We start from the raw sequence: 25,243 nt of genomic DNA, 5'->3' as shown, positions 1-25,243 counted from the left end.
ACGCCCGAGCGAAGCGAGGAAGTCCCGCAGTCGCGAACGAAAGGCGGGCAACCGTGAGCGCGAGGAGTGCAGCGAAGCGGAGCCCCGCAGTCGCGAACGAAAGGCGGGCAACCGTGAGCGCGAGGAGTGCAGCGAAGCGGAGCCCCGCAGTCGCGAACGAAAGGCGGGCACCATGAAGATCCTGCACACCTCGGACTGGCACGTCGGCAAGGTGCTCAAGGGGCAGTCCCGGGCCGAGGAGCACAAGCAGGTCCTCGCCGGGGTGATCGAGGTCGCCCACGCGGAGCGGCCCGACCTGGTGATCGTCGCCGGCGACCTGTACGACACGGCCGCGCCCACCCCGGAGGCGACCCGGCTGGTCACCCGGGCGCTGACCGCGCTGCGCCGCACCGGCGCGGACGTGGTGGCCATCGGCGGCAACCACGACAACGGCCAGGCCCTCGACGCGCTGCGGCCGTGGGCGGAGGCCGCCGGGATCACCCTGCGCGGCGGCGTACGGGACAACCCCGACGAGCACGTCATCGACGGCACGACGCCGGGCGGCGAGCGGTGGCGGCTGGCGGCCCTGCCGTTCCTGTCCCAGCGGTACGCCGTCCGCGCGGTGGAGATGTACGAGCTGACGGCCGCCGAGGCCAACCAGACGTACGCGGACCACCTGCGCCGGCTGCTCGGCCGGCTCACCGAGGGCTTCACCGAGCCGGACCGGGTGCACCTGGTCACCGCCCACCTCACGGTGGTGGGCGCGGCGACCGGCGGCGGGGAGCGGGACGCGCACACCGTCCTCGGGTACGCCGTCCCGGCGACCGTGTTCCCGGGCACCGCACACTACGTGGCGCTGGGCCACCTGCACCGCTCGCAGCGGGTCGACGGCCCCTGCCCGATCCGGTACAGCGGCAGCCCCCTGGCGGTGGACTTCGGCGAGCAGGAGAACGTCCCGTCGGTGACCGTGGTGGAGGTGACCCCGACGACCGCCGCCCGCATCCGGGAGGTGCCGGTGCCGGCGGCGGTGCCGCTGCGCACCATCCGGGGCACCCTGGCCCAGCTCGCCGAACTCGCCCCGCCGGACGGCTGGCTGCGCGTGTACGTCCGCGAGCAGCCCCGGGCCGGGCTGCGCGAGGAGGTGCAGGAGCTGCTCCCCCGGGCCCTGGAGATCCGGATCGACCCGGAGCTGGTGCCGGCCCCCGGCAGCGGCGCGCGGGCGGCGCAGCGGGCCGGCCGGTCGCCCCGGGAGCTGTTCGCCGACTACCTGGACAGCCGGGGGCACGCCGACGACGGGGTCCGGGAGCTGTTCGACGAGCTGCTGGAGGAGGTGGACCGCTGATGCGCCCGATGCGGCTCGACATGGCGGGGTTCACCGTCTTCCGCGACGAGACCACCGTCGACTTCACCGACGCGGACTTCTTCGCCCTGGTCGGCCCGACCGGCTCCGGCAAGTCCACGATCCTGGACGCGATCTGCTTCGCCCTCTACGGCACGGTGCCCCGCTGGGGCGGCGCGCGGGGGCTGGCCAACGCGCTGGCCCCGTCGACCGGCGAGGCCCGGGTGCGGCTGGTCTTCGAGTCGGCCGGCGCGCGGTACGTGGCGACCCGGGTGGTGCGCCGGGACGGCCGGGGCAACGTGAAGACGGCCAACGCCGGGTTGCAGCTCATGCCGGCCGGGTTCGACGTGACGAAGCTGGACACGGGGCTGAGCCCGGAGGACCTGGGCGAGGTGGTGGCCGGCACCCCCGCCGAGATGGAGCAGGCGGTGCTGGAGGCGGTGGGTCTGCCGTACGAGCAGTTCACCAGCTGCGTGGTGCTGCCGCAGGGGCAGTTCGCGGACTTCCTGCACGCCAAGCCGGCGACCCGGCAGCAGATCCTGGTGAACCTGCTCGGCCTCGGCGTCTACGAGGAGGTGCAGAAGAAGGCCACCGAGCGCGCCGGGCAGGCCGAGGCGAAGCTGGAGACGGTCGACCGGATGCTCGGCGGGCTCGCCGACGTCGACGACGCCGCGCTGGCCGAGGCGCAGGCGCGGGTGGCGGGGGCGCACGAGTTGGCGGAGGCGGTCGCGGCGGCCGTACCGGAGCGGGAGCTGGCCCGGGCGGCGGCGCGGGACGCGCGGGCGGCGCTGGCCGCGCTGGACGCCGAGCTGGCCGTGCTGGACGCCGTGCGCCCGCCCGACGGGGTGGCCGAGGTGGCCCGGGCCGTGGCCGCCGCGCGGGCCGGCGCGGACGATACGGCCGCGGCGGTGACCCTGGCGGAGGAGCGCGAGGAGAAGCTGCGCGGCGAGCTGGCCGGCGCGGGCGACGAGAGCGCGCTGCGGCTGCTGCTGAAGGCGTACGCGGACCGGGACCGGCTGGCCGGCGAGGCCGAGTCGGTGCGCGCGGCGCTGGGCGCGGCGCAGGGCGGGCACGACGCGGCGGTGGCCGCGCTGGCCGAGGCCCGGGCGGCCGCCGAGCGGGCCGAGGCCGCGCTGGAGGCGGCGTTCCGGGCGCACGAGGAGGCCAAGGCCACCGACCAGGCGGTGGCGCTGCGGGCGCACCTGGTCGACGGCGCGGCCTGCCCGGTCTGCGAGCAGGTGGTGCACGAGGTGCCGCCGGTGCCGGCCGGCTCGGCGGTGGCGAAGGCGGTCGCCGCCGGAAAGGCGGCCCGGGCGGCCAGCGACGCGGCCAAGCGCACCGCGCAGGAGCGGGACGCGGCGGCGCGCGAGCAGGAGCGGGTGCTGCTGCGGGCGCGCGCCGAGCACGACCAGCTCGCGGCGCGGCTGGCCGAGCTGGACGGGCAGCTCGCGGGGGCCGCCGCCCCGGAGGCGCTGCGCCACGACCTGGCCGAGCACGCCCGGCTGCGGCGGGCGCTGGAGGAGGCGGCCGGCGCCGTCCGGGCCGGCCGGGACGCCGCCCGGCGGGCGCGGGGCACGCTGGACGCGGCCGAGGAGCGGCTGCGGGCCGCGTGGCGGGACTTCGACGCCACCCGCGACGGGCTGGCCCGGTTCGGCCCACCGGCCGCCGACCGGGAGGACGTCGCCGCCGCGTGGGCCGTGCTGGCCGACTGGGCCGGCGGGGAGGCGGACCGGCGGCGCGCGGAGCGGACGGGGCTGGCGGCGGCGGTCGCCGAGGCGGACGGGGCCGCGGCGGAGGTGGAGGAGCGGATCGCCGGAATCTTCGCCGCCGCCGGGCTGCCCGCCGAGGACGACCCGGTGCGCGCGGCCACGGTGGCGGTGGAGCGGGCCGAGGCGGCCCACCGCCGGCTGCTGGAGCGCCGGGAGCAGGCGGCGGAGCTGCGCGAGCAGCGGGCCGGGCACGAGCGGGACGCCCGGGTCGCCCGGGCCCTCGCGGGGCACCTGCGGGCCAACAACTTCGAGCGTTGGCTGCTGGCCGAGGCGCTGGACCTGCTGGTCGACGGCGCGTCCCGGATCCTGCGCGAGCTGTCCGGCGGCCAGTACGACCTGGTGCACGACAAGGGCGAGTTCTTCGTCGTCGACCACCACGACGCCGGGCTGCGGCGCGGGGTGCGCACGCTGTCGGGCGGGGAGACGTTCCAGGCGTCGCTGGCGCTGGCGCTGGCCCTGTCGGAGCAGCTCGCCGGCATGTCGACCACGGCGGCGAGCCTGGAGTCGATCGTCCTGGACGAGGGCTTCGGCACGCTCGACGCGGCCACCCTGGACACGGTGGCCGCCACGCTGGAGAGCCTGGCCGCCCGGGGCGACCGGATGGTCGGGGTGGTCACCCACGTGCCGGCCCTGGCCGAGCGCATCCCGGTGCGGTTCGAGGTGCGCAAGAACGCCCGCACCGCCCGCGTGGAACGGACGGGCCTTTGACATCCTCCCCCGCCTAGAGGCGGGGGATTCCCACCCTCGCGGGTTGGGGTTCCTGGTTCACCGCAGACCGCACGGAAGGAGGTCCTTCGTGTCTGACGTCCGCTCCGCAGGCGTTTTTCGTCTCGACCAGCCCGGCCGCGACGGCGATGTTCTTGGCGGCGTTGACGTCCCGGTCGTGCCGGGTGCCGCAACTCGGGCACGTCCAGTGGCGTGTGCCGAGGGAGAGTGTGGCGAGCAGGTGCCCGCAGGCGGAGCAGGTTTTCGACGACGGGTACCAGCGGTCCACCACGGCGAGGGTGCGGCCGTCGCGATGGGCCTTGTAGGTGAGCAGGGTGCGGAACTCGGCCCAGCCGGTGCGGGAGATGGCTTTGGCCAGGGACCGGTTGCGGACCATGTTCGCCACGGCCAGGTCCTCCACAGCGATGGCGTCGAACCGGCGTACCAGGGTCGTGGACTGCTGGTGGAGGAAGTCCCGGCGGGCGTCGCGTACCCGCGAATACGCTCGGGCGACCTTCCGTTTGGCTTTGGCGCGGTTGGCGGAGCCCTTCTGTCGGCGGGCCATCATCCGCTGATACCGCTTGAGTCGGCGCTCCCGCCGCTCCATGTGCCTCGGGTGCGGAATGCGTTCGCCGGTGGACAGCACCGCGAAGTCGGTCAGCCCGAGGTCCACCCCCACGACCCCGCCCACCGGCTCGGGGGCGGCGGGCGCGGCGACGTCGACGGCGAAGGTCACGAACCAGCGGCCGTCCGGGTCACGCGACACCGTCACCATCGTCGGATCCAGTGCGGTCACGTCCACGGCGGGCCAGGACCACACGAACCGCAACACGCCGGGTGTCTTTCCCAGCGTCAGGTTCCCGCCCCGCATCCGGAACGCCGAGCGGGTGTAGGAGGCGGACTGGCGGCCGTGGCGGGACTTGTAGCGCGGGTACCGGGCCCGCTTGGCGAAGAACGCGGTCATGGCGGTGTGCTGGTGTCGCAGGGTCTGCTGCAACGGCACCGACGACACCTCACCCAGGAACGCCAGGTCGGGCTGCTTTTTCATCTCCGTCAACCCCCGGTCCGTCTCCGCGTAGGAGGTGGAGATCTGTTCGGTGCGCCAGCGGGCGTGGCGGGCGGCGAGGGTGCGGTTCCAGACGACGCGTACGCAACCGAATGTGCGGTTCAGCACCACCGCCTGCTCCGGAGTCGGGTACACCCGACACCTGTACGCCGTCCGCACAGGACCAGTCCTACCAGAAAGGACAATCGTGGCTGACAGCGCGTCCGCCATTCGTCCCCGCCCTGAAGGACGGGGCATCCTGGCGGTGATCCGGTGAGCGCGAGGAGTACAGCGCAGCGGAGCCCCGCAGTCGCGAACGAAAGGCCAGCACCGTGAGCGCGAGGAACGCCCGAGCGAAGCGAGGAAGTCCCGCAGTCGCGAACGAAAGGCCAGCACCGTGAGCGCGAGGAACGCCCGAGCGAAGCGAGGAAGTCCCGCAGTCGCGAACGAAAGGCCAGCACCGTGAGCGCGAGGAACGCCCGAGCGAAGCGAGGAAGTCCCGCAGTCGCGAACGAAAGGCCAGCACCGTGAGCGGGGCGGAAGAGGCGGCCCCGGAGCTGTTCGTCGACGTCTGGGACCCGGGGTTCGGGGCGTCCTTCGAGGCGGCCCCGGCGGGCCCGGCGGCGCCGAGCAGCCAGCAGGTCGACGCGAACGTCGAGCTGCCGGCGGTGGACTGGCGGGCGATCGACGTCCGGCGCGGGATGCGGGCGCCCGACGTGGTGCTGCTCGTCGACGGGGTACGCCGCATCGACGCCAGCGTCTGGACGGCCGAGGCGGACGGCGGGTCGTACCCGGGGGTGGCCGCCTCGTACGCGGCGGGCGTGGTGCGCTGCGACCTGGATCGGGGCGCCGCGGCGCTGGCCGGGGCGAAGGTCGGGCGGGGCCTGTTCACCGCGAGCCCCTCGGCGCGGGAGGTGCGGGCCGGGTCGGTCCGCTACCCGGTGCACCGCGTCGGCGGCTCCGGCGAGCTGAACAAGCTCCAGGCAGCGGTGCAGGGGCCGCTGACCGCGCTGGAGGTGGAGGTCTCCGGCGCGGCCCGGATCGACGGGGACCTGCTGGTGGTCGACGGCCCGCTGCGCAACCGCCGCCAGCTTCCCCGCACCCTCGGCTACGTCAAGACGCAGCACAGCCAGTATCTCGACGCCCGGTTGACCACGGTGGTGACCAGGCTGCGCGCCGGCCAGCGGTGCCCGGTGTTCCGGCTGGGCACGGCCTGGGGCGGGTACTCGTGGTACCTGCGGCTGCCCGTGGCGAGCGGCGCGCCGTGGGCCGGCATCGTGCGGGTGGAGTGCTCGGCGGAGCTGAGCGAGCAGGAGGCGATCGCGCTGGCCGACCTGTCGCTGGTCACCCTCCCCCGGTTCGCGTCCACCCCGTACAAGGATCCGCGCGCGCCGCAGAACCTGATCCCGATCGCCGGCCTGGAGCGCCGCCTGCGGGCCCTGCTCGGCGACGCCCGCCTGCTGCACCGGGCGCTGACCGCCGCGGCCCGCGCCGGCCGCGGCCACCGCCGCTGATGGGCCGCAAGCGGGACGCCGGCCGGATCGCGGCGCGGGTCGACACCGGCGAGGCGGAGCTGGTCCCGGACCCCGACCGCCCGGGCTCGTGGACGCTGCTGCTCGACGGCGCGCCGCAGTCGCACGTCGACCTCGCGGATCCGACCCACCTGGAGTTCGAGTACGTCCGGCGGCTGGCCGCCGCCGTCGACCTGCTCGCCCCGGCCGGCACGCCGCTGCGGGTGCTGCACCTGGGCGGCGGGGCGCTGACCCTGCCCCGGTACGTGGGCGCGACCCGGCCCGGCTCCACCCAGCGGGTCGTCGAGGTGGACGCCGCCCTGGTCGACCTGGTCCGGCGGGAGCTGCCCTGGCCCGCCGACCCCCGGCTGCGGGTGCGGGTCGGCGACGCCCGGGCCGCCCTGACCGCCAGCCGGGACGCCACCTACGACGTGGTGGTCGCCGACGTCTTCGCCGGCGCCCGCACCCCCGCCCACCTGACGAGTGTGGAGTACGCCGCCGAGGTGGCCCGGGTGCTGCGCGCGGGCGGCTGGTACCTGGCGAACGTCGCCGACGGCCCGCCGCTGCGACACGCCCGCGCCCAGGTCGCCACGGTCCGCGCGGTGCTGCCCCGGGCCTGCCTGGTGAGCGACGCGGCGGTGCTGCGCGGCCGGCGCTACGGCAACCTGGTGCTGGTGGCGGGCCGGACGGAGCCGCCGGTGCCGGAGCTGACCCGGCGGGTGGCCGGGGACTGGTTCCCGGGCCGGGTGCTGGCCGGCGACGAGCTCGACCGCTTCGCCGGGGGCGCCCGGGTGGTCCGCGACGCGGACGCCACCGACTCCACCCCGCCGCCGCCGGGGCTCTTCTCCGTCGAGCGTTGACGAGGGGCGCTCGGGGTTTGACCCCATGTCGCCCACATGGGGTCAACCACGCCAGGCGGACTCCGCCATGTCGGCGACATGGAGCGACCACCATGCCCTGGCCGGCGTGGCAGAGGGGCCGGCGTGGCAGAGGGGCCGGCGTGGCAGAGTAGCCGGGTGACCGAACCCTCCGCCCGCCGGGTGCTGCGCCCGCCCGCCGGCTACCGGATGGCCGCCTCGGTCCGGCCGCTGACCTTCAGCCCGTACGACCCGTGCGCCCGGATCACCGCCGGGGAGTTCTGGTGGGCGACCCGCACCCCGGCTGGCCCGGCCACCCTCGCGTTGCGTCCGAGCGGCGGGGAGTTGCTCGCCGAGGGGTACGGTCCGGGCGCCGGCTGGGTCGTCGAACGGGCCGACGGGATCGCCGGGCTACGCGACGACCTGACCGGGTTCGCCGAGTTGGCCGCCGCGCACCCGCTGGTCGCCGAGCTGGCCGCCCGGCACTCCGGGCTGCGGATGCCCGCCACCGGCCTGCTGTTCCCGCGCGTGCTGCGGGCGGTCCTGGAGCAGAAGGTCACCGGCACGGAGGCGTACCGGGCGTACGCGGCGACCGTGCGACACTTCGCCGAGCCCGCGCCCGGCCCGGTGCGGCTGCTGCTGCCGCCCGAACCGGCCGCGGTGGCCGCCGCGCCGTACTGGGTCTTCCACCCGTTCGGCGTGGAGCAGCGACGGGCCGACACGCTGCGCCGGGCCGCCGCCGAGGCCGACCGGCTGGAACGCTGCGCCGACTCCGCCGAGGCGACCCGCCGGCTCACCGCCGTCCCCGGGATCGGCCCGTGGACCGCCGCCGAGGTCGTGCGCATCGCGTACGGGGACCCGGACGCCGTCAGCGTCGGCGACTACCACGTACCGAACACGGTGGCGTGGGCGCTGGCCGGCGAGCCGCGCGGCGACGACGCCCGGATGCTGGCGCTGCTGGAGCCGTTCCGGGGGCACCGGGGGCGGGTCTGCCGGCTGCTGGAGGCCGACGGCGTCCACGCCCCCCGGTACGGGCCGCGGGCGCCGATCCGCTCCTTCGCGGGATACTGAGGCAGGGTGCCGCCCCGGGGCCGCCTCTGCCCGCCGACTCCCCCGGGATGCCCGCCGACTCCCCCGGGATGCCCGCCGGCTCCCCCGGGATCGGACCGGGGTGGCAGCCGGGTCAGCGCCGGGCGCAGAGCCGGCTCAGGGTGCGGCCGAGCCACCAGGCGTACCCGTGTTGGACGGCCCGGCCGAGCGGCCCGGCGGCCCGCATCAACCAGCGGTCCGGTCGGCTGAACGCCCGCACCTCGAACCAGACCGCGCCGGCGTCGTCGCGCGCGACCACGAACGCCTCCTCCCCGCGCGCCGGGTGCCCGGGCAGGGTGCCGTACCCGAAGCCGGCCCGCCGGTCGCCCTCCTCGGCCCAGACCACCTCGCAGGGCCCCCAGAGCCGCAGCGGCCCCAGCCCCAGGCCGGGCGTGACCGCCACCGTGGCCGCCGCCCGGGGCGCGTCGGTGCGCACCCGCACGCCGGCCGACCGGTGCAGCCGCCAGCTCAGCACGGCCTCCGCCGCGACGGGAAAGCAGCCGTCCGGCAGCCGACGCCGGTGGCGCAGATGGCGGTAGCCCGCGGGCAGCCGGTCCGCCCGGGTGGCGCCCACCTCCGGGTACGTCAGCTCGGGCACGTCGACGCCCACCTCCTCGTCGTTGGGGCCGAGGGTGAGCGTACGGCCGACGCCGGCGGCACGCGGTGCGGTACCGCCGTCAGCTCCGCTCGCAGCGGCGCCTGAGGCCCTCGGCCTCCATCTCGAGGTAGCCCCGCACCAGCCCGCCGTAACGCCGGCCGACCGGCCCGGCCAGCAGGCCGGACTGCTCCAGGGTCAGCTCGACCCGGACCCGCCCCTCGGTCAGCGGGACGATCCGGTGGTCGCCCCGGGTGCGTACGCCCGGGGCCCGGGAGACCCAGGCGAAGCCGTACGGCGGCTCGGCCTCCACGACGCGCCACACCGCGGTACGCAGCCGGGGCTGCTCCAGCCGGGCGGTCGAGCCCACCGTCAGCGGCCCCGGCTCCAGCCGTCGCGCCGACCGCACCGAGGCGGTCCACTCCGGCCACCGCTCGACGTCGGTCAGCACCGCCCAGACCCGCTCGGCGTCGGCGCCGATCTCCGTGACGACCTCGAAGCGCATGTTTCCTCCCCCGCTTCCGCGCCGGCCGAGCGCGGGCCACTGCGGCCACGCCCGACGGCCGGCGTCACCTGACCCGGACGAGTCTGCGCGCCGAGCCCAACTCAGGAAACCCCATGTCGCCGACATGGCGGCATCCCGTTGGCTCGGACACCGCCATGTCGGCGACATCGCCTCGTCCCAGCCGGGCCGAGGTCAGGCGGCCTCGTGGAGGTCGGCGAGGGTGAGCGGGGTGCGCCGGCGCAGCAGGTCCTCCAGCTCCGCGATCGTGGCGGCCTCGCCGAGCACGTTCTTGCCGCCGCCGAAGCGGGCCGGGTAGCGGCGCACCAGCCGGTACCGGTACCGGCCGCGGATCAGCTCGACGCTGACCCGCCAGCGCCCGCAGCAACCGCAGACCCACTCACGCACCCGGCGACGGTAGCTCTGACCTGCGGTTACGCCATCCGGACGGTGGGGACACGGGGAGCGGAGCGGAACACGCCGCACCCGCACCGCCGGTGATGTGCCTCACGACTGTCGGTGGTGTCTGGTTGACTGTCGCCGTGGACCTGCCGATCAACCCGCCGGTCGAACCGATGCTGGCCAAGGCCGTGGCCCGGCTGCCCACCGACCCCGGGATGACGTACGAGCCGAAGTGGGACGGCTTCCGCTGCATCGTGTTCCGCGACGGCGACGAGGTGGAGTTGGCCAGCCGGGGCGGAAAGTCGATGACGCGTTACTTCCCCGAGGTGGTCGAGCAGGCGCTGCGGCAGCTGCCGGAGCGCTGCGCGGTCGACGGGGAGCTGATCGTGATCCGCCGGGACGGCCCGGACGGCCAGCCCCGGCTCGACTTCGAGCTGCTCGCCCAGCGGATCCACCCCGCCGCCTCCCGCGTGCGGCTGCTCGCCGAGACCACCCCGGCCGACTTCGTCGCGTTCGACCTGCTCGCGATCGACGACGAGTTGCTCACCGACCAGCCGTACCCGCAGCGGCGGGCCCGGCTGGAGCAGGCCCTGGCCGGGGTCCGCCCGCCCGTGCACGTCACCCAGGTCACCACCGACCCCGACACGGCCCGTCGCTGGTTCGACGTCTTCGAGGGCGCCGGGCTGGACGGGCTGATCGTCAAGCCGGCCGACCTGCCGTACGAGCCGGGCAAGCGGCTCATGTTCAAGGTCAAGCACGCCCGCACGGCCGACGTGGTGGTGGCCGGCTTCCGTTGGCACAAGTCCGGCCCGGTGGTCGGCTCGCTCCTGCTCGGTCTCTACGACGACGCCGGCGTGCTGCACCACATCGGCGTCAGCTCGTCGTTCACGGCGGCGCGGCGCAAGGAGCTGCTGGACGAGCTGGAGCCGTACCGGGACGTCGGGCCCGACCACCCGTGGGTGCACGGCGACCACGAGCGCGGCCAGCGCATCCCGGGCGGGGTCAGCCGGTGGACGGGGGCGAGGAACCTGGAGTGGGAGCCGCTGCGCCCCGACCTGGTGGCCGAGGTGGCGTACGACGCGATGGAGGGCGACCGGCTGCGGCACACCGCCCAGTTCGTCCGCTGGCGGCCCGACCGCGACCCGCGCTCCTGTGGGTACGAGCAGCTCGACCGCCCGGTGCGCTACGACGTGGACCAGGTGCTGCGCGGCGACCCGGCGGCGACGGCGAAGCCCGGGCCGGCCCGGGCGTAGCCTGGAGGCGTCGACACGATCATGAGGGGCCCACTGGTGACGCGCTTACCCGACCGGATCCGCCGGGTCCGGCTGACCCTGGCCGGGCTCGTCGCGGCGACGGTGGTCGCCACCGGCTGCACGCTGCCGGCGCTGGCGCCGCGCACCGAGGGCGCCGGCGAGGCGGCGGCTCCGGGCACCGCGCCGACCTGGCGGGCCTGCCCGGAGGTCGCCGAGGACCTGGTGGGCCGCGGCGCGCCGGACATGCGCTACGAGTGCGCGCGCATCGCCGTGCCGCGCAACTGGGGCGGCGGCAACGGCACGACCACCGGCCCGGGCGCGGGGCGGACCTTCGAGATCGCCCTGCTGCGGGCCCGGTCGACGAACCAGCGGGACCGGCTCGGTTCCCTGGTGGTCAACCCGGGCGGCCCCGGCGGCTCGGGCGTGGACATGGCCGTCTACCTCTCCTTCGGCCCGGCGTTCGGTGGCCTGCCTCCGGCGGTCACCGAGCGGTTCGACATCGTCGGCTTCGACCCTCGCGGGGTGTCCCGGTCCAGCCCCGTCAAGTGCATCCCGGACGCCGACCTGGACGCCAGCTTCGGCTACGACCCGGACCCGCGCTCGCAGGAGTCCTTCGACGGCTACCTGGGCCTCAACCGGCGTATCGGCAGGGGCTGCGGCGACAAGTACGGCGATCAGCTCGCGCTGTACGGCACCGAGCAGGCCGCCCGGGACATGGACGCGGTCCGCGCGGCGGTCGGCGACGAGCGGCTCACCTACCTCGGCTACTCGTACGGGACGCTGCTCGGCGCCACGTACGCCCAGCTCTACCCGAAGCGGGTCCGGGCCCTGGTGCTCGACGGCGCGGTCGACCCGATGCAAGACCTGGTCGACAGCTCGGAGAGCCAGGCGAAGGGCTTCGAGCGGGCGTTCGGCAACTTCACCCGGTGGTGCGCGGTCAACGCCGGGCGCTGTCCCCTCGCCCCGGACGCCCGGGCCGCGGTGACCTCGGCGATCGACAAGGCCCGGGTCTCCCCGGCGCGCGGCGCCGACGGCCGGGAGGCCACCCCGGGCTGGGTCTTCTACGCGGTCATCTCCTCGCTCTACACGGAGTCGGGCTGGCAGGAGCTGGCCCGGGCGATCGACCGGCTGGACGGCGGCGACCCGGCGGAGGTGTTCCGGCTGGCCGACGCGTACGCCGGCCGCGGAGACGACGGGCACTACTCGAACCTCTTCGACGCCAACCTCGCGGTCAACTGCACCGACGAGACGGAGAAGCCGAGCGTCGAGCGGATCCGCGAGCTGCAGTCGGAGTGGCGGAGCAAGTACCCGCTGTTCGGCCCGGCGCTGGCGGTCGGGATGCTCAGCTGCCGGGAGTGGCCCGGGGCGAGCGACCCGTACCCGACCGGCAAGGCGACCGGCGCGTCGCCGATCGTGGTGGTGGGCACCACGGGCGACCCGGCGACCCCGTACGAGCAGACGTCGAAGCTGGCCGCGATGCTCGGCGTGGGCCGGGTGCTGACGTGGGAGGGCGAGGGGCACACGGCGTACCCGCAGACCACCTGCGTCACCGACGCCGTGGACGCCTACCTGATCTCGTTGCGGCTGCCGCGCGAGGGCCTGCGCTGCCCGGCCCGCTGAGCCACCGGCCCGTCACCCCGCGGCCGACCCGTCAGGCCCGCCCGCCGAACCGCCAACCCGTCAGCCCGCGGCCGACCCGTCAGGCCCGCCCGCCGAACCGCCAACCCGTCAGCCCACTGGTCGGCCCGTCAGCCCGCCCGCCGACCCGTCAGACGCCCGAGCGGCCGGCCCGTCGGTCGGCTCCGCCTCCGGCGGGGTGGGCCCGGTCGGCAGTGCGATCCCCTGCCGGGCCGCCATCTCCTCCAGCAGCGCCCGCATCCGCCGCACCTCGGCCTTCAACTCCTCCTGCTCGGCGTGCTCGAAGGCGTCGTCGTCCACAATCAGCTGGCTGGCGAAGTGCGCGGTGATCAGCGGAATGACCAGCAGCACCATGGTCGAGATGAGCAAGGCGGCGAGGATACGCCCCTGCCACGTCGCCGGGGAGATGTCCCCGTACCCGACGGTGGAGGCGGTCACCACCGCCCACCACACCGAGTCGGCGGCGTTCCTGTGCTCGGCCTGGCTGTAGAGGACCCCGGCCACCACGATCATCAGCAGGTACGACGCGATCAGCGTCCGGGGCGAGTTGGCGAACCAGACCAGCCCCCGGTAGATCTTGCGGAACGGCAACAGCAGGACATCCATGCCGAATTATGGTGCCCGGTGGGGCCAAACGCGCGCCCACGGGGGAACGCCGGCCCGCATCGGCCGGTCCCGCTGTGGCAGGCTGGCCGGCATGAGCGAGGTGATCTTCCGGGAGGCGGTCCGGGCCGACCTGCCCGCCGTCATCGCCCTGCTGGCCGACGACGTGCTGGGCAAGGCCCGCGACTTCACCGAGGTCGACGAGGCGTACGAGCGGGCCTTCGCCGACATCGCCGCCGACCCGCGCAACCACCTGATCGTGGCCGAGCAGGACGGCACGCTGGTCGGCTGCATGCAAATCACCTACATCCCGGGGCTGGGGCGGCACGGCGCGGAGCGCTCCCTGATCGAGTCGGTGCGGGTGCGCTCGGACCGGCGGGGGCAGGGGCTGGGCCGGCAGATGATGGCCTGGGCGATCGAGCAGGCCCGCCAGCGGGGCTGCGCGCTGGTGCAGCTCACCACGGACAAGACCCGGACGGACGCGCACCGCTTCTACCTGAGCCTCGGCTTCGTGGCCAGCCACGAGGGCATGAAGCTCACCCTCTGACGCTGCCACCCGCCCCGGGCGGGGCAGCCCGTCAGGCGTCGGTCAGGCGGCCGTCGCGCAGGGTCAGCGTCCGGTCGGCCAGCTCCATCAGGGCCGGGTCGTGGGTGGCGACCAGCGCGGTCATCCCGCGCGCGTGCACCACCGCCCGGAGCAGGTGCATGATGGACCGCCCCGTCTCCGAGTCGAGCTGGCCGGTGGGCTCGTCGGCGATCAGCAGGTCCGGCTCGTTGGCCAGGGCGCGGGCCACCGCCACCCGCTGCTGCTGCCCGCCCGACAGCTCGTACGGCCGCTGCGCCGCGTGCCCGCCCAGCCCGACCAGCTCCAGCAGCACCGCCACCCGTTCCTCCCGCTCGGCGGCGGGCACCCGGGCCAGCCGCAGCGGCACCCCGACGTTCTCGGCGGCCGACAGGATCGGGATCAGCCCGAACGTCTGGAACACGAACCCGACCGTTCCCCGGCGCAGCCGCAGCAGCTCCCGCTCGCCGGCCGCGCCGAGGTCGTGCCCGGCCACCCGGACCCGGCCGGAATCCGGGCGGTCCAGGCCGCCGACCAGGTTCAACAGGGTGGTCTTGCCGGCGCCCGAGCGCCCCCGGACGGCCACCAGCTCGCCGCGCCCGGCGGTGAACGAGACGTCCCGGACGGCGTGCACGGCGTGCTCGCCCCGGCCGAAGGTGCGGCTGACCCCGTCCACCCGCACCACCTCGTCGAGGGTGGTGCCGGCGGCTGGCCCCGCGGACAACTGCTCAGTCATTCTCGCTCCGTTCGGCGTCGGCCCGGTCGCCCGGCCGCACCTCGACGTGGTCGGTCTCCAGGTTGAGGCGTACCCGGTCGCGCAGGCTCAGGGCGTCGACGAACGACGCCGGCAACTGCATCCGGCCGGTGCGGTCGAGCACCGCGTACTCCTCGCTGACCAGCTCCGTGCTGCCGTCCGCGCCGATGCGCGCGGTGCGGCGTACCTCGGAGGAGGTCCGGCCGTCGCGGATCGCGACGGTCCGGCGGACCTGGGTGGCGACCGCCTGGTCGTGGGTGACCACGACGACGGTAACCCCCAACTCGGCGTTGATCTGCCGCAGCGCGGCGAACACCTCGGCCCCGGTGGCCTCGTCCAGCTCGCCGGTCGGCTCGTCGGCGAAGAGCACCTCCGGGTCGTTGGCCACGGCCACGGCCACCGCGCAGCGCTGCTGCTCGCCGCCGCTGAGCTGGCCGGGCCACCGGTCGGCGCAGTACCCCACGCCGACCAGGTCGAGCAGCTCCCGCGCCCGCTCCCGGCGGGGCCGCCGTCCGCGTCGGCCGGCCAGCTTCATCGGCAGCTCGACGTTCTCCAGCGCGGTCAGGTACGGCAGCAGGTTGCGCCCGGTCTGCTGCCAGACGAACCCGACCATGTGCCGGCGGTAGCTCAGCCGGCGCCGGGCGGAGAGGGCGAGCAGGTCGTACTCGGCCACCCGGGCGATCCCGGCGGTCGGGGTGTCCAGGCCGGAGAGGATGTTCAGCAGGGTCGACTTGCCGGACCCGGACGCGCCCACGATCGCGACCAGCTCGCCCCGGTCGATGACCAGGTCGAGCCCCTGCAACGCGACCACCTCGACGCCCTCGGTCTTGAAGATGCGGACCAGTCCGTCGCAGACGATGTGCCCGCGCAGCCGGTTGTGCCCGCCGGCCCGGTCGGCCGCGCGCTGCGCGGCCCGCTGTTGCAGGGCGGCCAGGTCCGGTACGACGGACGCCTCCGCGGTGGCTGTCATGTCAGCTCTCCTCTCCGAGCCGCAGCACCTCACCGAGGCGCAACCGACGGTTGTTCAGGGTCTCGACGGCGATCGCGAAGCCGAGCGCCAGCACGGCCAGCCCGAGGCCGGCGGCGACCAGGCCGGGTTCGAACCGGACGGCCACGGGCGCACCCCCGGTGAACGCGCCCAGGCCGAGCACGGGGGTGAGCAGCACCGGCAGCAGCGCGCCCACCAGCACCCCGGTGAGCACCGACACCAGCACCAGCGGCGCCAGCTCGACCAGCACCAGGCCCCGCCACTGCCGGCGGGACAGCCCCATGGTGCGCAGCCGGGACAGCGCCTGTCCCCGGTCCCGGGCCCCGGCGAGCACGACGAACGCCAGCGCCAGCAGGCCCAGCGCGGCGCCGCCGGCCGCCCCGGTGGCGAAGCCGAAGACCAGCACGCCGTTCACCCCGGCGCCGCCGAGCTGCGCCCGGTGCGCCGACCAGGTGGACACCTGCGGCGGGAGCGGTGGCTCGCCGCCGGTCACCGCGCCCAGGCGCTGGTAACGGCGCTGCCCCTCCTCGGCGATCCGGTACAGCGCGGCCTCGTCGATCCGGGCGGCCCGGGCCGCGTCCGCCGCGGGCGGGTCGGCGGCGAGCACGAAGCCGGTCGGCGCCAGCGGGTGCGGCCCGCCGGACACGTCCGGCCAGGGCAGCACCACGAACCGCTCGGTGTCCCGGTCGACCAGCGGAAACTCCTCGACCGTCGCCGCCACCCGCAGCGGCAGCCGGTTGCCCTGCACGTCCACGAATGCCGGCCGCCCGGCCGCCGCGCCGAGGCCGGCGTCGGCGAGGTCGGCCGCGAGGGCCGGGGATACCAGCGCGGGCAGTGGCTGCCCGCCGCCCCCGCCCGGGGCGGCCGGACCAGCGGTGCCCGAAGCGGCCGTGGCCGGCGTTCCCGGACCGGCGGTCGTCGGCGGGGTGCCGCCGCGCGCCAGCGCCGGCGGGACGGACAGGTCGACCCCGGCGCGGCGGGCGACGCCGGCGAGCCCCGCGCCGTCGACCAGCAGCACGTGCACGTTCCGGATGTCGGTGGGCCGGCCGGCGGCGTCGGCGAGCACCGGCTGCCGGGGCTCGGCCAGCACCGGGGCGACCGCGCCCACGCCGGCCAGCGCGGCCAGCGCGGTCGCCGTGTCGGGGGCGAAGCGCATACCGGTCACGAGGGCGTCGCCGGGCACCGCGCGGGTGGCGGCGCGGTCCCGGCTGGCCTCGATGCCGGCGGCGACCACGCCGCAGAACGCCGCGGTGGCGACGGCCAGCACCACCACGACCAGGGGGGCGCCCACCCCGGCCCGGCCGGCCCGGGCGGTGCCGAGGAACGCGACGCTGCCCCGGGCGCGGGCGGCCACCCGGCTGGCCAGCCGCAGCGGCCACGGATACAGGCGCAGCGCCAGCACGGCCGCGGCGACCGCGAGCAGCACCGGCACGGAGACCAGCAGCGGGTCCACCGCGCCCTCGGCGCCCAGCCCGCGCCGCCGCAGCAGGAACGCGCCGACCCCGGCGAGCAGCAGCAGGGTCAGCTCGGCGGTGAGTCGACCGGCCCGGGACCGGGACCCGAGGTCGCGGCGGCCGCCGCCGGCCCGCTGGGCGACCAGCACCGCGAGCGGCAGCACGAGCGTGGCGGCCACCGCGGCGGGCAGGGCGGCGAGCGGGTCCGCCGGGCCCGCGCCGGGCAGCCGGCCGCCGAGGTACCAGCCGAGCGCGGCGGCCGCCGGCAGCACCAGCAGCGACTCGGCCAGCCCGCGGGCGACCACCGTACGCGCCGCGCCGCCCCGGGCGCGCAGCAGCACGAACTCGGCACGGCGGCGGCGTACCGCCAGGCCGGCGGCGAGGACGGCGAGGCCGGCCAGGGTGGCCAGCATCCCGGCCACGATGACCGCGAGCAGCGTACGGGCGGCGCGGAGCGAGGCGGCGAACTGCCGCAGCGGGATGTCCAGGCCCTGGGTGAGGCCCAGCCCGGCCGGCCGGGTGCGGTCCATCGCCGCGAGGCCGTCGACCGTCTCGTCGAGCCGCCGCGGGTCGAGCCGCTGCGGGTCCACCCGGTAGCGCCAGGCGAAGCTGACCTCCCAGCCCCTGTTGGCGAGGGCCTCGAAGCCGCCCGTCCCGGTCACCCCGGCGATCAGGAACGGCTCGCCGTCGCCCTCGGGCTCGGCGAGCCGCAGCGCCGACGGCAGGGACGCCCAGACCCCGTCGGCGGGGTCGTTCGGCCGGAAGACGCCGACCACGGCCACCGGGCTGGCGGGCGGCGCGCTGCCGGGCCTGGTGGGTGGCGTCAGCCGGAGCCGGTCGCCGACCCGCAGCCCGAGCTGGGCGGCGACCGGCTCCGCCAGGGCCAGTTCCACGGGCCCGTCGTCGGGGGCGGCGTCGGACCCGTCGTCGGGGGCGGCGTCGGTCGGCCACCGACCGTCGACCAGGGTCGCCGCGTCCCGTACCCCGCTCATGCTGCGGGCGGTCAGGTCGATCAGGCCCTTGCCGGGGTCGAGGGCCGGCCCGCGGAGCCGGGCGAGGGTGGTCTGGGCGACGTACCACCGCTCCCCGACGGTGTCCCGGACGGCCGGCGGCATCGCCGCCTCCAACTCCGTCAGCCTCGCCGCCGCGAGCCGGGCGTGCGGGCCCGGCGGGGGCACCGCAGCCTCCGGCGCGGTGTAGAGCAGGTCCCGCTGGGCGGGCGGCACGGCGGCCACCTGCTCCCGCAGCCCCTGGCCGCCGAGCCGGTCGACGACCCGGGGCACCCCGGTGAGCAGCAGGGCCGCGACCAGGGTCAGCAGCCCGAGCAGCACGAAATGTCCCCCGTACGTCCGCACCCGGCGGGCGGCCTCCGCGACGTTCACCGGTCTCCCCCGATCCGCAGTTGCAGGGCGGCCACCCGCTGCCGGAGGCCGGTGGCGATGGCCGCGCTGAACGCCAGCGCGACCAGAAGCAGGCCGAGCGCGGTCAACCCGACCGGCGCCCAGGGCAGCACGAAGGCGGCCTCGGGCACCGGGCGGTCGGCGGCCGGGGTGAGGATCACCAGCGGGGCCATCGTCGCCGCGACGCCGGCCCCGACCAGCAGCCCGACCGTCACCCCGATGCCGGCCAGGAACGTCTGCTCGGCCAGCAGCGCCCGGGCCAGCAGCCGGGGCGAACCGCCGAGGGTGTGCAGCACGGCGAACTCGCCGAGCCGGTGCCGGGCGGTGGCCCACCCGTCCACGCCCAGGCCGACCAGGGCGAGCAGGACCGCGCCGAGCGCCGCGGCGAGCAGCCCGGTACGCGCACCCAGCCAGTACGGGTCCCGCGCGGCCGCCTCGGCGCTCTCCCACCGGTCGAGGACGGTCGTCCCCGGCAGCTTCCGGACCGCGTCGGCCACCCCGGCCCGGTCGCCGTCGTCGGCGCGCAGCCACCACTCGGACGTCGGCCGGTCCGCACCCCGGTGCCGGAGCAGCCAGTCCGCCGCGGCGGGCAGGTCGAGCAGCATGCCGGCGGCCGTGGTGGTGGGCACCGCGTCCAGCTCGCCGACGACGGTGACCGGCACCGACGCCCCGGACAGCGCCACGGTGACGGTGTCGCCGACCCGGACGCTCAGCGCCTCCCGGACGGCCGGCGTGAGCAGGGCCGGCACCGGCGGGTTCGGGCCGCCGGTGACCGCGGCGAACCGGGCCGGCGGCTGGTACGCGAACCGGCCGCCGGCGAGGAACCGCACCTCGTACGTGACGTCGACCCCGGCCGGGCTCACGCCGAGGGTGGGCTTGGGATCCTGGGCGGCGTCGGCCAGGGCCCACGCACCGGGCAGCGCCACACGGCTGCTCGCGCCGGCGGAGTCGACCTGCGCCAGGTCGCCGACCACCAGCCGGTACGCCCGGCCCTGGGCGTCGCCGGCGTCGGCGCCGAACCCGACGAGCCGCAGTTCCCCGTCGGGGGTGGCGGGCAGCTCGACGTCGAACGGGACGGGCCGTCCGTCGCTCCCGCCGGCGCCCAGTGGCACCCGCCAGGTGAGCCCACCGGGCCCGGTGAGCAGGGCGGTGACGTCGATCCGGTGCGGGGCGACCGCGTCGCGGACCGGGGTGCGCAGGGTGCCGGTGAGCCGGCGCGCGGCGGCCGGCAGTGGCACCCCGGCGGGCGCGCCGCGGGCCGCCACCATCCGGTCCAGCAGGGTACGCGGCGGCTCGTCGGCGAGCCGCTCGTCGAGCCGGACGACCTGCGGCGCGGCGGCGGCGTCCAGGGCGACCACGGTGGTCGGCAGGTCGTCACGGCCGAGCCGGACCTCGTCCCGCCAGGCCGGCAGCGCCCCGGCCAGCCCGGGCACCGCCGCGAGCCGGGCGGCCCGGTCCCGCGGGGCGGCCCCGGTGCGCTCGACGGCCCGCAGGTCCGCGCCGACGGCGTAGTCGGCCTGGTCGGCGTGCGACCGCTCCCAGGTGGTCACCAGGGACCAGGCGAGGGTGCTGCCGCCGACGGCCAGGGCGAGCAGCAGCACCGGGCCGGCGTGCGGGCGGCGGCCGGCCTGCCACATGCCGAACATGGTGGCCGTCCACGGCCTGCGGTCGACGAACCGCTCGGCGTACCGGGTGGCGGGGGGCAGCAGCCGCAGCGCCAGCACCGCGCCCGCCAGCACGCCGACGATCGGCGCGGCGGCGAGCAGCGGGTCGATGCCGAGCCGGCCGCCCGCGCCGGCCAGCGGCGAGGAGTACTGCCGCAGCTGTGCCCAGGCGAGCACGGCGAGCAGCACCAGCGCGAGGTCGACGCTGGCCCGCTGCACGGCCGCGCCCCGGGTGGGGCGGGACCGGGCGGCCATGTCGGCGACGTAGGTGCCGGCCCGGCGCAGCGCCGGCAGCACCATCGCCAGCAGGCAGCCGAGCGCCGCGGCCAGGGCCACCGCCCAGACCGTACGGCCGCCACCCGCGTCGAGTGGCAGGCCGGCGGGGCCGTCGCCGCCGATCCGGCGCAGTGCCTCCCCGGCCAGCGGGGGCGCGAGCAGCGCGGCCGGCAGCACCACCAGCGTCGCCTCCCGTACGGCCAGCCCGGCAAGCTGGCCGCGCGCCGCGCCCCGGGCCCGCAGCAGCGCCGTCTGCGCCCGCCGGTCCTCGTTGAGCAGCGCGGCGACCAGCACCAGCGCGTAGCCGCCGAGGACGAGGATCAGCAGCAGCGGGGTGAGCAGCGCGGAGCGGCCCACCAGGTCGGCCCGGCCCAGCCGGTCGATGAGGCGGTCCAGGCCGGTGACGGTCTGCGCGGAGGAGCCGAGGCCGGCCTCCTGCGGCACCCGCTCCGCGGCGGTCGCGACGGCCTGCTTCACCGCGCCGAGCCGGCTCGGGGGGACGCTCGCGAGGTCCGGCTCCACCAGCCAGGACACCGAGACCGAGCCGGGGAACGTCCGGGTGAAGTCGGCCGGGTCCAGCACGAACGGCCCGTACGAGGTGGCGGTGCCTTCGGTCCCGCCGACCCCCGGGGCCAGCCGCCAGTACGCCTCGGTCGGGTCCCGTGGGCGCCAGACGCCCGCCACCAGCACCTCGCCCCGCCGCTCCGAGCCGCGGTCCAGCAGCGGCACGCGGTCCCCGGCCGCCAGGCCTAGCACCGCCGCGACCCGCTCGGGCACGGTCACCTGGGTCGGGGTGGCGCCGGGGACGGCCCAGGCCCCGCTGGTCAGCTCCGCGTGGGCGGCCACCTCGCCGAGGTCCACCAGGTCGGCGAAGACAGGATCGTCGCTGGTGCGGGCGGCACCGAGGTCGCCGGTCAACTCCCGCCCGGTCCCGTACCGGGCGCCGGCCACCCGGGTCGGCACGCCGCCGAGGCCGGCGGCGAACCGGTCCCGGACCGCCCGGTCCCGGGCGGCGAACTCGGCGACGTCGCGCCCCCCGGCGCCGCTGAGCAGCACGCTGCGTTCCTCGGCCGGCGCGGCGCGCAGCATGGCCCGCTGGCCGGCGTCGACGGCGCGGCCGTTGTACTCGGACAGCCCGGTCACCAGGGCGACGGCGACCAGCGCCGCGACCACCCCGGCGAGCAGCAGCCCCCGTGCCTCGCGGGCGCGCCTCCACACCAGTCTCATCCGACCCCTCCCCGGGCCCCCACAGGGCCGACGACCAGGAAGAGCCACGACGGTCGGGAAAAGGTTCGCGCCCGTTACTTGATCGTTACCCCGCCGACGTCGGGACGCAGTCCGGGCGGCCTGATCCACTCCGTGTCGCCGACATAGGGCCATCCGGACAGCCGGGATGCCGCCATGCCGCCGACAAGGCGGGGACATGTCAGTCCACCGGCACCCGGTAGACGAACTCGTACCTGTGCCCCGGGAACACAATGTCCGCCGTCTCCACGGGCGCTCCCCCGGCCAGGTACGTCCGGGCCACCACCAGCACGTACGCGCCACGTGGCGACAAGTTCAGAGCCTCGATCTCCTCCCCCGTCGCCGGCCGGGAGGTCACCCGTTCCTCGAACTCGTCGATGCGGACCCCGATGCGGTCCATGCGGGGTACCACGCCAACTGCTGCCCCATCCTCCGGCCACTCAACGTCCGTGCCCCCGGTGACCGCCAGCGGCTCCCACGACACCGACAACTGCACCGGCTCCCCGTCGGCGAAGAACCGGTAGCGGGTGCACATGACCGGGTCACCTGGCTCGATGCCCAGACGGGCGGCTACGGCACGGTCGGCGCGGGTGTGCTGGCTGTCGTGTTCCCACGTCGGCCGCGTTCCGGCCTGCTCCGCGTCTTCGGCGAACGGAGACCGGGTGCGAAACGCGCGGGCCATGACATTGCGGGTGATGCGCCGCACCTCACGGACGTAATTGCCGGAGCCGCGCCGGCCCTCAATGAGCCCTTCACTCTGCAGGATGCCCAGGGCGTTCTTGACGACGGTGGTCGACACGTCGAAACGCTGGCGTAGCTGCGCCTCGGTGGGGAGTTTGGCTCCCGGGGCGAGCGTTCCGTCGGTGATCTGGGCGCGTAGCTCTGCGACGATGCGCAGGTACGCGGGGGTTTCGGGCATGGCGAACCTGCCCTCCTTTCCGGTCTGCGCTGCCCAGTCGACCACACCCGAGTTAGTGCATCAAATCTTTGCGGGAGCCATTGCCCCTTGCGAGTTAGTGCACTAACTTTGAGGTGACTCCGTCACCGGTCAACTCCGGTCTGCAACCAGCGACCGGCGGCGGAGTCCCCGCATCCGTCCAAGCCTGGAGAAACTCCATGAGACTGTGGCCATTCCGTCGCCGAAAGACTCCACCGGAACCGACCTGCCGACCCGCGACCGTCTACTCCGGCCACACCGGGCTTACGCCGCACGCAGCCCGGGCCCTGTCCGGCCTCAGCGGCGAAGCGGGACCTACTGGGCAAGCGAGCCCACGATGGAGTACCAACAAGCGCCTCTGCTCACCCGAGGACAGCGACACAGAGGCAGGGGACGGCAATGACGCCCGAACGACAGGAGGCGCCGTTCTCGGTGATCCTGGCGAGCTACTGCATCGAGTTCCACACCCGGAACACCTGCTTCAAGTGCACCGACGACGGCTGTCCTCGACTGGCCGGCGCCCAGCTCAGGATCGACACCTATCGGTTGGCGAAGCTGGCCCTGCGTCGCTCCCGGCGCCTCATCTGACATACGCGCGTGCGTCGCGCCCCGTTCACCCAGTTCCCCGTAGGGGCGACTTGAGTCTGTCACCAGGTTCAGCCAATGCTTCCCACTCCACTCAATGTCGATCAACACCTGGCAAGGGGTCGGAAAGTCATGTCCGCACGATGGGCCCGCCGAGCATCTCCCCGATGCACGGGTGCCAGGGCCGGGCCTTACGTCCACACATACCGATGCGGCCCCTGTGGCTGAGGTCGGCCAGCCACACCGAGATCGAGTGGCGGTTGAGCTGGCCGAGTGTGGTGGGTCGGCCCTGGGCGGTGAGCCAGTCGCAGAAAGACCGGATCGACTGTCCGTGAAGGATCTGGGTGCGCGCGGCCTTGCCGGTGGCGCGCAACGATCGTCGGAACGATGCAACGAGGTCAGAGAGTTGGGGCGGCGACATGCCCGGCAGATCAACGGGCGAGTCAGCGCTATGCCACCCCCGTCCGGGTCCGACAGGCCGGCGTGTTAGCTGGTGGGGCGCTTCGCGCGGCTCGGTTGCACCCGCTTCGGCTCGCCCGGCATCTTCGGGTACTCCGGCGGGTACGGCAGGTCGCCCGCGCCGCCGGTGGCGTCCCGGTCGGCCCACTCCAGCAGCGGGGTGATGTCCCACGGGGTGTCGTCGATGCCGGCGTGCGGGTCGCCCCGCTCGGCCAGCCGGGCCGGCACGCTGCCCAGGTGCAGGTCGTCCGGGTCGACGTCGGACAGCTCGTCCCACGTGACGGGGGTGGAGACGGTGGCCTTGGCGTTGGCGCGCAGCGAGTACGCGCACGCGATCGTCCGGTCGCGGGCCATCTGGTTGTAGTCGACGAAGACCCGGGCGCCCCGCTGTTCCTTCCACCAGGCGGTGGTGACCAGTTCCGGGCGGCGGCGCTCCAACTCCCGGGCGAGCGCGATGGTGGCGCGGCGCACCTCGACGAACGTCCACCGTGGCTGGATGCGCAGGTAGACGTGCACGCCCCGGCCGCCGGACGTCTTCGGCCAGCCGGTCGCGCCCAGCTCGTCGAGCAGGGCACGCACCTCGCCGGCGGCGGCCACCGCGTCGACGAAGTCCGTGCCGGGCTGCGGGTCGAGGTCGATGCGCAGCTCGTCGGGGCGGTCGACGTCGGCGGCGCGGACGGGCCAGGGGTGGAACACGACGGTGCCCATCTGCGCGGCCCAGGCCACGTGGGCGAGGTCGGCCGGGCACAGCTCGTCGGCCGTACGGCCGCTGGGGAAGCTGATCCGGGCCGTACGCACCCACGGCGGCACGCCCCGGCTCGGCACCCGCTTCTGGAAGAACATCTCCCCGCCGATGCCCTCGGGGAAGCGTTGCAGCGTGGTCGGGCGGTCCCGCAGGGCCCGCATGATCCCGTCGCCGACCGCCAGGTAGTAGTTGAAGACGTCCGCCTTCGTGAAGCCCCGCTCGGGGAAGATCACCCGATCCGGGCTGGTCAGCCGCACGGTGTGCCCGGCCACCTCGATCTCGGCCGCGGCCTTCGTCGTACCACCCATCCCGCGACCATATTCCACCCCGCCGACACTCGTCGTACGGTTGTCGGGTGAGTCTTGACGAGAGCGAACTGCCCCGCACCGAGGAAGAGTGGCGGGTCCGGCTGAGCCCGGAGGAGTTCCGGGTGTTGCGCCAGGCGGGCACCGAGCGCCCGTGGACGGGCGAGTACGTCAACACGAAGACGCCCGGCGTCTACCACTGCCGGGCCTGCGGGCTCGAGCTGTACCGCAGCGACACGAAGTTCGACTCCCACTGCGGCTGGCCGAGCTTCGACGACACCATCCCGGGCACGGTGAAGGAGATCGAGGACAACAGCCACGGCATGCGGCGCACCGAGATCCGCTGCGCCCGCTGCGACAGCCACCTCGGCCACGTCTTCCGCGGTGAGGGCTTCACCCCGAAGAACACCCGGCACTGCGTCAACTCGGTCTCCATCCGGCTGGAGCCGACGCAGGGCTGAGCTACGACACCCGGCGATCTGGGTACGAAACGGCCCTCAGTGGGCCGTTTCGTACCAAAATCCTCGATCGACCCGGCGACACGCCGGCTGCGACGCGCCGCCGCAGGCGGCCGGATCCGGC

The 25,243-nt window shown here is 75.6% G+C and carries 21 protein-coding genes; 10 read left to right on the top strand and 11 right to left on the bottom strand.

Annotated elements, in window-relative coordinates; translation table 11 throughout:
• The first annotated feature begins 172 nt into the window (after positions 1-172).
• Both ABGB16_RS08620 and ABGB16_RS08615 read left to right on the top strand, forming a co-directional pair.
• A complete protein-coding gene (locus ABGB16_RS08620) occupies positions 173-1,321 on the top strand; it encodes an exonuclease SbcCD subunit D (protein WP_347667443.1) in 1,149 nt (382 codons plus the stop codon).
• Positions 1,321-3,795: an SMC family ATPase gene (locus tag ABGB16_RS08615; RefSeq protein WP_347667442.1), complete on the top strand. Its 2,475-nt coding sequence runs from the start codon at positions 1,321-1,323 to the stop codon at positions 3,793-3,795. The genes ABGB16_RS08620 and ABGB16_RS08615 overlap by 1 nt, the downstream gene beginning before the upstream one ends.
• Positions 3,796-3,808: 13 nt before the next feature.
• Here the strand turns inward: ABGB16_RS08615 and ABGB16_RS08610 are convergent, their stop codons facing one another.
• Positions 3,809-5,068, bottom strand: a complete 1,260-nt coding sequence (locus ABGB16_RS08610; RefSeq protein WP_347667441.1) for an RNA-guided endonuclease TnpB family protein — start codon at positions 5,066-5,068, stop codon at positions 3,809-3,811.
• Positions 5,069-5,364: 296 nt separating this feature from the next.
• On the opposite strand from ABGB16_RS08610, the gene ABGB16_RS08605 reads away from it, so the two are divergent.
• The 3 genes from ABGB16_RS08605 to ABGB16_RS08595 all read left to right on the top strand — a co-directional run bounded on the left by ABGB16_RS08605 (position 5,365) and on the right by ABGB16_RS08595 (position 8,276).
• Positions 5,365-6,351: a hypothetical protein gene (locus tag ABGB16_RS08605; protein WP_347667440.1), complete on the top strand. Its 987-nt coding sequence runs from the start codon at positions 5,365-5,367 to the stop codon at positions 6,349-6,351.
• A complete protein-coding gene (locus ABGB16_RS08600) occupies positions 6,351-7,208 on the top strand; it encodes a fused MFS/spermidine synthase (RefSeq protein WP_347667439.1) in 858 nt (285 codons plus the stop codon). The genes ABGB16_RS08605 and ABGB16_RS08600 overlap by 1 nt, the downstream gene beginning before the upstream one ends.
• Before the next feature lie 207 nt (positions 7,209-7,415).
• Positions 7,416-8,276 carry a DNA-3-methyladenine glycosylase 2 family protein gene (locus ABGB16_RS08595; RefSeq protein WP_347667518.1) on the top strand — a complete coding sequence of 287 codons (861 nt, stop codon included), beginning with the start codon at positions 7,416-7,418 and terminating at the stop codon, positions 8,274-8,276.
• A gap of 112 nt (positions 8,277-8,388) precedes the next feature.
• Here the strand turns inward: ABGB16_RS08595 and ABGB16_RS08590 are convergent, their stop codons facing one another.
• The 3 genes from ABGB16_RS08590 to ABGB16_RS08580 all read right to left on the bottom strand — a co-directional run bounded on the left by ABGB16_RS08590 (position 8,389) and on the right by ABGB16_RS08580 (position 9,799).
• Positions 8,389-8,904, bottom strand: a complete 516-nt coding sequence (locus tag ABGB16_RS08590) for a DUF1990 domain-containing protein (protein ID WP_347667438.1) — start codon at positions 8,902-8,904, stop codon at positions 8,389-8,391.
• Between the two features lie 67 nt (positions 8,905-8,971).
• A complete protein-coding gene (locus tag ABGB16_RS08585) occupies positions 8,972-9,394 on the bottom strand; it encodes an SRPBCC family protein (RefSeq protein WP_347667437.1) in 423 nt (140 codons plus the stop codon).
• Between the two features lie 192 nt (positions 9,395-9,586).
• The gene (locus tag ABGB16_RS08580) at positions 9,587-9,799 is read right to left on the bottom strand and encodes a hypothetical protein (RefSeq protein ID WP_347667436.1); all 213 of its coding nucleotides are present in this window, start codon (positions 9,797-9,799) and stop codon (positions 9,587-9,589) included.
• A 134-nt stretch (positions 9,800-9,933) separates the two neighbouring features.
• Here ABGB16_RS08580 and ABGB16_RS08575 point away from each other — a divergent pair, with 134 nt between their 5' ends.
• Positions 9,934-11,046, top strand: a complete 1,113-nt coding sequence (locus ABGB16_RS08575; protein WP_347667517.1) for an ATP-dependent DNA ligase — start codon at positions 9,934-9,936, stop codon at positions 11,044-11,046.
• A 36-nt stretch (positions 11,047-11,082) separates the two neighbouring features.
• Positions 11,083-12,666 carry an alpha/beta hydrolase gene (locus ABGB16_RS08570; RefSeq protein WP_347667435.1) on the top strand — a complete coding sequence of 528 codons (1,584 nt, stop codon included), beginning with the start codon at positions 11,083-11,085 and terminating at the stop codon, positions 12,664-12,666.
• Positions 12,667-12,774: 108 nt separating this feature from the next.
• On the opposite strand, the gene ABGB16_RS08565 is transcribed toward ABGB16_RS08570, so the two are convergent.
• Positions 12,775-13,290, bottom strand: coding sequence for a potassium channel family protein (locus tag ABGB16_RS08565; RefSeq protein ID WP_347667434.1), 516 nt, complete (start codon positions 13,288-13,290; stop codon positions 12,775-12,777).
• 91 nt (positions 13,291-13,381) lie between these two features.
• On the opposite strand from ABGB16_RS08565, the gene ABGB16_RS08560 reads away from it, so the two are divergent.
• Positions 13,382-13,834, top strand: coding sequence for a GNAT family N-acetyltransferase (locus ABGB16_RS08560; RefSeq protein WP_347667433.1), 453 nt, complete (start codon positions 13,382-13,384; stop codon positions 13,832-13,834).
• 31 nt (positions 13,835-13,865) lie between these two features.
• Here ABGB16_RS08560 and ABGB16_RS08555 read toward each other — a convergent pair whose 3' ends face one another.
• From ABGB16_RS08555 to ABGB16_RS08535, 5 genes are all read right to left on the bottom strand, one after another.
• Entirely contained in the window at positions 13,866-14,585 is a 720-nt protein-coding gene (locus ABGB16_RS08555; protein WP_347667432.1) for an ABC transporter ATP-binding protein, read from the bottom strand.
• The gene (locus ABGB16_RS08550) at positions 14,578-15,573 is read right to left on the bottom strand and encodes an ABC transporter ATP-binding protein (protein ID WP_347667431.1); all 996 of its coding nucleotides are present in this window, start codon (positions 15,571-15,573) and stop codon (positions 14,578-14,580) included. Before ABGB16_RS08550 ends, ABGB16_RS08555 begins: the two co-directional genes overlap by 8 nt.
• A 1-nt stretch (position 15,574) precedes the next feature.
• Complete coding sequence (locus ABGB16_RS08545) at positions 15,575-18,427, bottom strand: ABC transporter permease (RefSeq protein ID WP_347667430.1); 2,853 nt, start codon at positions 18,425-18,427, stop codon at positions 15,575-15,577.
• Entirely contained in the window at positions 18,424-21,612 is a 3,189-nt protein-coding gene (locus tag ABGB16_RS08540) for an FtsX-like permease family protein (RefSeq protein ID WP_347667429.1), read from the bottom strand. Before ABGB16_RS08540 ends, ABGB16_RS08545 begins: the two co-directional genes overlap by 4 nt.
• 199 nt (positions 21,613-21,811) lie before the next feature.
• Positions 21,812-22,549 carry a GntR family transcriptional regulator gene (locus ABGB16_RS08535; RefSeq protein WP_347667428.1) on the bottom strand — a complete coding sequence of 246 codons (738 nt, stop codon included), beginning with the start codon at positions 22,547-22,549 and terminating at the stop codon, positions 21,812-21,814.
• 417 nt (positions 22,550-22,966) lie between these two features.
• Between ABGB16_RS08535 and ABGB16_RS08530 the strand changes: the two genes are divergently transcribed.
• Complete coding sequence (locus ABGB16_RS08530) at positions 22,967-23,155, top strand: hypothetical protein (protein ID WP_347667427.1); 189 nt, start codon at positions 22,967-22,969, stop codon at positions 23,153-23,155.
• Between the two features lie 483 nt (positions 23,156-23,638).
• Here the strand turns inward: ABGB16_RS08530 and ligD are convergent, their stop codons facing one another.
• Complete coding sequence (ligD, locus tag ABGB16_RS08525) at positions 23,639-24,664, bottom strand: non-homologous end-joining DNA ligase (protein WP_347667426.1); 1,026 nt, start codon at positions 24,662-24,664, stop codon at positions 23,639-23,641.
• A gap of 47 nt (positions 24,665-24,711) precedes the next feature.
• On the opposite strand from ligD, the gene msrB reads away from it, so the two are divergent.
• Positions 24,712-25,122, top strand: a complete 411-nt coding sequence (msrB, locus tag ABGB16_RS08520; RefSeq protein WP_347667425.1) for a peptide-methionine (R)-S-oxide reductase MsrB — start codon at positions 24,712-24,714, stop codon at positions 25,120-25,122.
• Positions 25,123-25,243 lie beyond the last annotated feature (121 nt).

This window comes from Micromonospora sp. B11E3, from assembly GCF_039871625.1.
In the GTDB taxonomy this organism is placed as follows: Bacteria; Actinomycetota; Actinomycetes; order Mycobacteriales; family Micromonosporaceae; genus Micromonospora.
This window is presented reverse-complemented; position numbering and strand designations above follow the sequence as displayed.

Excerpts from the sequence above, each read along its gene's own strand:
- ABGB16_RS08555 (WP_347667432.1), bottom strand. The coding sequence starts at position 14,585 with ATGACTGAGCAGTTGTCCGCGGGGCCAGCCGCCGGCACCACCCTCGAC.
- ABGB16_RS08600 (WP_347667439.1), top strand. The coding sequence starts at position 6,351 with ATGGGCCGCAAGCGGGACGCCGGCCGGATCGCGGCGCGGGTCGACACC.
- ABGB16_RS08535 (WP_347667428.1), bottom strand. The coding sequence starts at position 22,549 with ATGCCCGAAACCCCCGCGTACCTGCGCATCGTCGCAGAGCTACGCGCC.
- ABGB16_RS08615 (WP_347667442.1), top strand. The coding sequence starts at position 1,321 with ATGCGCCCGATGCGGCTCGACATGGCGGGGTTCACCGTCTTCCGCGAC.
- ABGB16_RS08620 (WP_347667443.1), top strand. The coding sequence starts at position 173 with ATGAAGATCCTGCACACCTCGGACTGGCACGTCGGCAAGGTGCTCAAG.
- ABGB16_RS08530 (WP_347667427.1), top strand. The coding sequence starts at position 22,967 with ATGACGCCCGAACGACAGGAGGCGCCGTTCTCGGTGATCCTGGCGAGC.
- ligD (WP_347667426.1), bottom strand. The coding sequence starts at position 24,664 with ATGGGTGGTACGACGAAGGCCGCGGCCGAGATCGAGGTGGCCGGGCAC.
- ABGB16_RS08560 (WP_347667433.1), top strand. The coding sequence starts at position 13,382 with ATGAGCGAGGTGATCTTCCGGGAGGCGGTCCGGGCCGACCTGCCCGCC.
- ABGB16_RS08610 (WP_347667441.1), bottom strand. The coding sequence starts at position 5,068 with ATGGCGGACGCGCTGTCAGCCACGATTGTCCTTTCTGGTAGGACTGGT.
- ABGB16_RS08550 (WP_347667431.1), bottom strand. The coding sequence starts at position 15,573 with ATGACAGCCACCGCGGAGGCGTCCGTCGTACCGGACCTGGCCGCCCTG.
- ABGB16_RS08585 (WP_347667437.1), bottom strand. The coding sequence starts at position 9,394 with ATGCGCTTCGAGGTCGTCACGGAGATCGGCGCCGACGCCGAGCGGGTC.
- ABGB16_RS08595 (WP_347667518.1), top strand. The coding sequence starts at position 7,416 with ATGGCCGCCTCGGTCCGGCCGCTGACCTTCAGCCCGTACGACCCGTGC.
- ABGB16_RS08540 (WP_347667429.1), bottom strand. The coding sequence starts at position 21,612 with ATGAGACTGGTGTGGAGGCGCGCCCGCGAGGCACGGGGGCTGCTGCTC.
- ABGB16_RS08565 (WP_347667434.1), bottom strand. The coding sequence starts at position 13,290 with ATGGATGTCCTGCTGTTGCCGTTCCGCAAGATCTACCGGGGGCTGGTC.